Here is a 399-nt window from a genome sequence, read left to right on the forward strand (position 1 = left end):
GCACCTTTCAGAGTAGAGCGTTTAGAGCGTGCGCCTTTGGCAACCAGACGCACGCGACCCGATTCCTCCGTGAAGACGTCCAGCATCAGGCTGGTTTCGCTCCACGGGCGACTATGCAGGACAAATGCGCGCTGCCAGCCTTCCATCGGAGTTACTCTTAAAGATCGTCAACGTAACCGAGACTGCGCAGTGCGCGTTCGTCGTCGGCCCAACCGGATTTCACTTTTACCCACAGTTCAAGGTGAACAGGCGCTTCGAACATTTCCTGCATGTCTTTACGCGCTTCAATCCCGATGGTTTTGATCTTGGCCCCTTTGTTGCCAATGACCATCTTCTTCTGCCCTTCACGCTCAACGAGAATCAAACCGTTGATGTCATAACCACCGCGTTCGTTAGAGA

At 53.6% G+C, this 399-nt stretch carries 2 protein-coding genes; both read right to left on the reverse strand.

Going from position 1 to position 399, the window contains the following annotated elements; genetic code table 11:
* A partial coding sequence (locus C5L10_RS34810) for a DNA repair protein RecO (protein ID WP_205837130.1) occupies positions 1–146 on the reverse strand: 146 nt, incomplete at its 3' end.
* 11 nt (positions 147–157) lie between these two features.
* Positions 158–399 (reverse strand): KH domain-containing protein (locus C5L10_RS33405; protein WP_172717331.1); only part of this gene is annotated, 242 nt, incomplete at its 5' end.

It is taken from the genome of Neorhizobium sp. T6_25, from assembly GCF_002968555.1.
Lineage (GTDB): Bacteria > Pseudomonadota > Alphaproteobacteria > Rhizobiales > Rhizobiaceae > Neorhizobium.